Origin of the sequence: Nitrosomonas eutropha, from assembly GCF_003201195.1 — a bacterium.
Taxonomy (GTDB): Bacteria; Pseudomonadota; Gammaproteobacteria; order Burkholderiales; family Nitrosomonadaceae; genus Nitrosomonas; species Nitrosomonas eutropha.
On record NZ_QICQ01000030.1, the window covers coordinates 24165 to 31724 of the forward strand.

Genomic DNA, 7560 nt, shown 5'->3' on the forward strand with positions numbered 1-7560 from the left:
TTCATGAGATTACAGCTATTTCGGGCCGGATTTGTTACCGCTGGCTTGTTGTTTCCATTGTTGTTTTTTTCCTGTAAGGCCATTGCACAGGAAGGCAGTCAAAATGAGTTTCTGTCGATCGCGACGTCGGCAACTATTCTATACGATGCCCCTTCTCTCAATGCCGGAAAATTATATGTGGCGAGTGTAAATCTGCCTCTGGAAGTGGTGGTAAAGGTGGTGGGATGGGTAAAGGTACGGGATTATCATGGATACCTTGCCTGGGTAGAAGATAAAAATCTCAGCCCGAAACGGTTTGTGATCGTCAATGCTTCTGTTGGCAGTGTTTATCAATCTCCGGATCAGAATTCGTCGCTGGTGTTTCAAGCCCGGCAGGATGTGGTGCTGGAATGGCTGGGTGCTGCCGCAAATGGGTGGGTAAAAGTAAAACATCAGGATGGCCAGGTCGGCTATATCAGAACTGATCAAGTCTGGGGTGTATGAATATCACGGTGCTTGGCGCGGGAGCCTGGGGAACTGCGCTGGCAATTTATCTGTCGGCACGTCATCACGTAACGTTATGGACCCGTAATACAGGGCACTTGGCAGAATTGGCGGCGTTGCGCGTCAATCAGCGTTATCTGCCGGGGCAGCATTTGCCGGATTCCATCCATCTCGCTTCTGCGCTGAGTGATGCGTTGGAGCAGGCGGAGCTGGTTCTTGTGGTTGTGCCTGTTGCAGGGTTGCGCGTAACTTTGCAGCGGATAGCTGCTTTGAATCAGTCATTGCCGCTTGTTCTGGGATGCAAGGGATTTGAGGCAGGCACTGCAAAGCTTCCCTGCCAAGTGGTTGAGGATGTTTATTCGGCGGAGATCACTTGTGGCGTATTGTCTGGCCCAAGTTTTGCCCAAGAGGTGGCAATGGGGCTTCCTGCTGCACTGACGCTGGCTTCTGATGATGATGCTTTTGCTAGACGGATTGCCAGTGAGATTCATACTTCAATTTTACGTGTTTATTCCAGCAGTGATGTGGTTGGAGTTGAAGTTGGCGGGGCGCTCAAGAATGTAATTGCAATTGCTGCCGGGATTTCTGACGGACTTGCGTTTGGTAATAATGCAAGAGCAGCACTGATTACTCGCGGGCTGGCGGAAATTACCCGGCTGGGTGTGGCGCTGGGCGGGCATAGGAAAACCTTTACCGGTTTGAGTGGAATTGGAGATCTGATTTTGACTTGTACCGGTGATTTGTCAAGGAACCGTCAGGTTGGGATGATGCTTGCTGCCGGGTGTCAACTGCCAGAGATTTTACTTGAAATCGGACATGTTACTGAAGGTGTGTATACCGTTCGAGAGGCGCACGAAATGGGACGGCAGCTACAAATTGATATGCCCGTAACTCAAGCGGTTTACAGTATTTTGTACGAACAAATCCCGGTTGAGAGTGCAATCAGGAATATGCTTGATCGTGAACCTGGCGCAGAAACAGATTGAGAGCAGATTTTACTGATGTGATACTTTCTCGATTCGGGTGAAACGGGAATTTATCAAAAATGAAGCTGATTTCTGGTTAAACACTTGACCGCCGCAAAACGGCTTGATATAAGGGTTTATACAGAGTTGTCTGTGTAAAAAGAGGTGTTTTCCTGCAACCTAACGAAGCAAAACAAAGGGGAATTTATGAATAAATCTGAACTCATCGAAGCGATTGCTCGTCATGCCGATATTACAAAAGCAGAGGCGGGTAATGCACTGGATGGTGCGTTATCTGCCATTAAGGATGCGCTTAGCAAGAATGACAGCGTCACCCTGGTAGGTTTTGGAACTTTCAAGGTTGGGGAACGGGCTGCCCGTACGGGACGTAATCCGCGTACCGGTGCCGAGATAAAAATCAAGGCAGCTAAAGTGCCCAAATTCACTGCTGGCAAAGCGCTGAAAGATGCTGTAAACTAGCGCTCCTTCGATAGCAAAGAAAAGATGGGTGGGTTCGGGTGCTTAGCTCAGCTGGTAGAGCGTCGCCCTTACAAGGCGAATGTCGGCGGTTCGATCCCGTCAGCACCCACCAACAGCATTATTGGGTAAAGTTATCTTGTAGCTGATCTCTTATTAGAGAGTGTAATACTGGGAGTGGTAGTTCAGTTGGTTAGAATACCGGCCTGTCACGCCGGGGGTCGCGGGTTCGAGTCCCGTCCACTCCGCCATATCTTTACTTTGCGTAATGTCCGGTCATGATGATATAACATCTTTTCCTCCCCCTGTTTTTCCCTGTTTCCTTTTTTTCGGGTATTCGCCGTGTTTGATTTTGTAAACCAAAAGAAGACGATAGTTCAGATCGTGCTTTTTATTGCCCTCTTGCCGTTCTTGTTCTGGGGGCTGGAGTCGTATCAAGGCATGGGTAGTGCGAGTGATGTTGCATCTGTTGATGGTGAGGAAATCAGCCGCCAGGAATATGAGCAGGCTTTACGTAATCAACAGGAAAATCTGCGTAATATGCTGGGGGAAAATTTTGATGCCAGTCTGCTGGACAGCCCGCAGATGCGTATGGCTGTTCTGGAAAATCTGATCCAGCAGAAGCTGTTGCGTCATGAGGCCGGGCGAGTTGGGCTGGCCGTACTGGATTCCCGTCTGACTGCCGAAATTCAGAATATCGCTCTTTTCCACGAGGACGATAAATTTTCGTATGAGCGTTACCGTGAATTGCTTCAGCGCCAGGGAATGTCTCCCGCAATGTTTGAAGCGAGGCTGGCGGGTGATCTTATGCGACAACAGCTGCTGGAAGGTATTACCGGAAGTGTGATCGTCTCCAAAACTGTTGCGGACAGAATAGCCTCACTCAGTGAAACCAAGTACGAGATTAATCGGGTGACAATCAATCCTGAGCAATATATTAATCAGGCTGAACCCGATGAGGCTGCTATTCAGTCATACTATGACAGTCATCGTCAGGATTTCACGTTACCAGAACGGGTTCGGATCGAATATGTTGTGCTTTCTTTGGAAGAATTAGCGAAGCAGGAGCAGATTTCTGATGAGGAAATCAAAAAATATTTTGATGAGCATCAGGATGAGTTTGGTCGGGTCGAGGAACGGAGAGCCAGTCATATATTGCTGACCGTTCCGGTTGATGCAACTGAAGAGCAAAAGGCAGCCATTAAGGCTAAGGCAGAACAAATTCTAGAACAAGTAAAGCAGGATCCGGACAAATTTCCAGAATTGGCTAAGGAGTTGTCAGAAGATCCGGGTTCGGCGAAAGCAGGCGGAGATCTTGGTTTCTTTGCACGTGGCTTGATGGTCAAAGCCTTTGAGGATACGGCGTTTGAGATGCAGCTGGATGAAATACGCGGCCCGGTAGAAACTCCGTTTGGTTTTCACATTATCAGGCTGACCGCAGTGAAAGATGCGAATGTGGCTAAATTTGATGAAGTCAAGGAAGGCATCAGACAAACGCTCCAGCGTCAGAAGGCTGCTGACAGATTTGGTGAGCTATCCGAAGATTTCAGCAATATTGTTTATGAGCAGAGTGATACATTGCAACCTGTAGCGCAGATGTTTAATCTGTCTGTTCAGCAAAGTGACTGGATTGATCGTAATTCGAAGGAGCCGTCAGTTATTGCCAATGAACGTATGCTTCAGGCGATATTTTCGGAGGGCGCTATTCGTGACCATTACAATACCGAGGCGATTGAAGTGGCTCCTGATACCTTCGTTTCGGCCAGAGTACTTGAGCATCGTCCCGCCAGTGTGCAATCAATCGGACTGGTCAAGGATAAGATTATCGAACTTCTAAAGCAGCAAATCGCAGCTGCAACCGCCGAGGAAGAAGGCAAACAGAAGCTTGCCAAATTGCAGGCAGGAGAGACTGATGAATCCCTGGAATGGGGAGAGCCAGTGGAAATTTCCTATACTCAGAAAAGAGGGAGTGATGAAGAGATGCTACACGCACTTTTTCAAACAGATGTGGAAAAACTCCCTGCTTATACTGGAGTCAAGACCAAGAAGGGTGGTTTTGACCTGATCCGGATCAATCAGGTGAAAGTACCAGCTGCTGAAAGTGGATCATCCCAATATACTATGCTCATCAATCAGTTGCAGCAGGTACACGGTCAGGAAGAATTAAACGCCTATCTTGCTGGCCTCAGGCAACGCTACGAAGTAAAAATCAAGCCAGTTGAGGAGAATGACTGATAAGAAGAGCAGTAGTAGCCTGCAGGCTACTACTGCTCATCAGTGTCCAGATTAAATGCGACGGTATTGAACCCGGCATCAACATAGGTAATTTCGCCGGTAATACCACTGGCCAGATTGCTGCAGAGAAAAGCAGCTACGTTACCAACCTCCTCGGTGGTCACATTTCTTTTCAAGGGTGCAACTTTCTCGGCATAACCTAGTAACCTGCCAAAATTACCAATTCCTGCTGCCGCCAGCGTTTTAATTGGACCGGCTGAGATGGCATTCACCCTGATCCCTTGTTTACCAAGACTTGACGCCATGAAGCGAACGTTAGCTTCCAGGCTCGCCTTGGCCAACCCCATCACATTATAGTTCGGCATCACACGCACAGCGCCGAGATAGCTGAGTGTCAGCAAAGCGGCCGATCTTCCCTGCATCAGCGGCAGGGCAGCTTTTGCCAGTGCAGCAAAGCTGTATGAACTGATATCATGTGCAATATGAAAGGCTTGCCGATCGACGTTTTCCAGATAATCACCAGTCAGAGCGGCGCGTGGAGCGAAGGCGATGGAGTGCACGATTCCATCCAGTCCATCCCAATGGCTCGCCAATTCACTGAAACAGCGGGTAATTTCTTCATCTTGGCTGACATCACAACGAAACAGCAGGTCGCTGTTAAATTCGGCAGCTAGCTTGCCAACGCGCTCGCGTAAATCTTCTGATTGATAAGTAAATGCCAGTTTGGCCCCTTCGCGATGCATCGCCTTGGCAATGCCGTAAGCAATGGATCGGTTGCTAAGCAGGCCTGTAATCAGAATTTGCCGGTCAGCTAGAAATCCCATAATCGAAAACTCCAATTAGTATTTGTTTGTCTTAAAACGTGCCTTGGCCGTATGAGGTTTTTTTACGGTTTAGCTTGCTGGATTGCTGTCCTTGTATAACATGTAGTGCGCATTGTATCACCGCTCATGGGCTCCGTCTTTCTGGGCAATGTCCCTTGCAATCTTGCTGGATGAGCCTTGATTCAATTGACGGGTTGTCTGGTATGATAAACCGATCTCTGGTTGCAGTTCGCTACAGAATATATGTTGCTGAATGATATATCCTGGCTGAACGGTTTCCAAAGCTTTCCTGGCCGATTTTCCGGTTCCTTTCTTCTCCATCAGCGCTATGACTTCTTCAACAATATCAGCAGTTTCAGAAGCAGTACAAAGAAAGATTATCAACGCCATTGCGACAGAGCTCAGTGTTGCGCCACAGCAGGTCAGCGCAGCGGTAGCCTTGCTGGATGATGGCGCAACCGTGCCTTTTATCGCGCGATACCGTAAGGAAGCAACGGGCAATCTGGACGATACACAACTGCGTCTGCTGGAAGAACGATTGATCTATCTGCGCGAGCTGGAAGAACGGCGGCAGGTCATCCTGACCTCGATTGGGGAGCAGGGAAAACTCTCCGATGAATTGCGCTACATAATCGAACAAGCTGCAACCAAGCAGCTGCTGGAAGATATTTATTTGCCCTACAAACCGAAGCGTCGAACACGGGCACAGATCGCGCGTGAGGCCGGGCTGGAACCCTTGGCAGACACTCTTCTGACAGATCCGACGTGCGACCCAGAACAGGAAGCCGCAAACTATATCAAGGTGGTGTCAGCAGCCGAAGGAGTAGAGGCAATCAATGTTCCCGATGTAAAAACAGCACTGGAAGGTGCGCGTGATATTCTGGCTGAACGTTTTGCGGAGACAGCGAAGCTGCTCGCCATTCTGCGCAATAAACTTTGGCAGGAAGGCGTGGTGACTTCAGTGGTTGTTGCCGGTCAGGAAATGTCGGAGGAAGAAAAATTCCGTGATTACTATGCTTATGCCGAGCCAGTGCGCTTGATTCCCTCACACCGCGCGCTGGCATTGTTCCGTGGCCGGGCACTGGGAGTGCTTAGAATTGATCTGGACCTGGATGAAACTTCTCGTGAAGTAATTCCACATCCTTGTGTTGCCATGATTGCTGCACATTTCAAAATCGAAAATCGTGGCCGGAAAGCGGATAAATGGTTGGGGGATGTTTGTCAGTGGGCCTGGCGTGTCAAAGTGCATCCGCATCTCACTGCGGAACTGTTGTTGCAGGTGCGCGAGGCAGCAGAAACTGAAGCAATCAGGATTTTTAGCCGCAACCTGCGTGAATTGCTGCTAGCCGCTCCGGCGGGGCCCAAAGCTGTACTCGGGCTTGATCCGGGTTATCGTACTGGCTGTAAAGTGGCTGTGGTCGATGCCACTGGGAAATTGCTGGAAACGACGACGATTTATCCGCATCAGCCACAAAGTAACTGGCAGGGTTCACTGGCAAGCATCGTGCAACTGGTGCTCCGGCATGGTGTTGAGCTGATTTCAATTGGGAACGGGACAGCGAGCCGGGAAACCGATAAATTAGCCACCGAGGTCATTCGGCTGGTGGCAGAGCAACACCCCGAATTGAAGTTGATCAAGCTTGTTGTCAGTGAAGCAGGTGCCTCGGTTTATTCAGCTTCTGCACTGGCTGCTGCAGAATTTTCCAATCTGGACGTAAGCTTGCGCGGCGCGGTTTCCATTGCCAGACGTCTGCAAGATCCGCTGGCAGAACTGGTCAAGATCGAACCCAAATCAATCGGTGTTGGTCAGTATCAGCATGATGTAAACCAACGTACTCTGGCGCGATCACTGGCTGCTACGGTTGAGGATTGTGTTAATGCGGTTGGTGTGGATGTCAATACCGCATCAGCACCTCTGTTAGCACAAGTTTCCGGCCTTAATCGCGTACTTGCCCAGAATATCGTCAGCTATCGCGATGCTCATGGTCGGTTTCCAAATCGGCGAACGATTCTCAAAGTGCCGCGTGTGGGTGAAAAAACATTTGAGCAGGCAGCGGGCTTTCTGCGCATCAACGACGGGGATAATCCATTGGATCGTTCCGCTGTTCACCCGGAAGCCTATCCGGTGGTGGAGCGCATTCTGGCGCGTTTGAGTAAAGGAATCGGGCAGGTAATGGGGCATCCGGAAACACTCAAAGGGCTTACTGCTGAAGAATTTACCGATGAAACCTTCGGTTTGCCAACTGTGCGCGATATTCTGTCCGAGCTGGAAAAGCCTGGCCGTGATCCGCGCCCGGAATTTAAAACCGCTACCTTTCAAGAAGGGATTGAATCACTGACTGATCTGCAATCCGGCATGATTCTGGAAGGCGTTGTGACTAACGTGGCTGCGTTTGGAGCATTTGTTGATATTGGCGTGCATCAGGATGGTCTGGTGCACGTTTCCTCACTGGCAAACAAGTTCATCAAGGATCCCCACCAGATTGTAAACAAGCACACAAAACCCTTTAGTGACAACAATTTGCAAGAACTATCAGGCTCAGTGCCATGAAAAATACCATGACCAGATCATGAGG

The 7560-nt window shown here is 49.4% G+C and carries 6 protein-coding genes and 2 tRNA genes; 7 read left to right on the forward strand and 1 reads right to left on the reverse strand.

What is annotated here, in order from left to right; translation table 11 throughout:
* The first annotated feature begins 3 nt into the window (after positions 1–3).
* From C8R14_RS10555 to C8R14_RS10580, 6 genes are all read left to right on the forward strand, one after another.
* Complete coding sequence (locus C8R14_RS10555; RefSeq protein ID WP_011633772.1) at positions 4–483, forward strand: SH3 domain-containing protein; 480 nt, start codon at positions 4–6, stop codon at positions 481–483.
* On the forward strand, positions 480–1469 hold the full coding sequence (locus C8R14_RS10560; protein WP_011633773.1) for an NAD(P)H-dependent glycerol-3-phosphate dehydrogenase: 990 nt from the start codon (positions 480–482) through the stop codon (positions 1467–1469). Before C8R14_RS10555 ends, C8R14_RS10560 begins: the two co-directional genes overlap by 4 nt.
* A gap of 186 nt (positions 1470–1655) precedes the next feature.
* Positions 1656–1928, forward strand: coding sequence for an HU family DNA-binding protein (locus tag C8R14_RS10565; RefSeq protein ID WP_011633774.1), 273 nt, complete (start codon positions 1656–1658; stop codon positions 1926–1928).
* 36 nt (positions 1929–1964) lie between these two features.
* Positions 1965–2040 (forward strand) — tRNA-Val (locus C8R14_RS10570).
* 59 nt (positions 2041–2099) lie between these two features.
* Positions 2100–2176 (forward strand) — tRNA-Asp (locus C8R14_RS10575).
* Between the two features lie 91 nt (positions 2177–2267).
* Positions 2268–4160 carry a SurA N-terminal domain-containing protein gene (locus C8R14_RS10580; RefSeq protein WP_011633775.1) on the forward strand — a complete coding sequence of 631 codons (1893 nt, stop codon included), beginning with the start codon at positions 2268–2270 and terminating at the stop codon, positions 4158–4160.
* A gap of 29 nt (positions 4161–4189) precedes the next feature.
* On the opposite strand, the gene C8R14_RS10585 is transcribed toward C8R14_RS10580, so the two are convergent.
* On the reverse strand, positions 4190–4984 hold the full coding sequence (locus C8R14_RS10585) for an enoyl-ACP reductase FabI (RefSeq protein ID WP_011633776.1): 795 nt from the start codon (positions 4982–4984) through the stop codon (positions 4190–4192).
* A 328-nt stretch (positions 4985–5312) separates the two neighbouring features.
* Here C8R14_RS10585 and C8R14_RS10595 point away from each other — a divergent pair, with 328 nt between their 5' ends.
* The gene (locus tag C8R14_RS10595) at positions 5313–7535 is read left to right on the forward strand and encodes a Tex family protein (protein ID WP_110332613.1); all 2223 of its coding nucleotides are present in this window, start codon (positions 5313–5315) and stop codon (positions 7533–7535) included.
* Positions 7536–7560 lie beyond the last annotated feature (25 nt).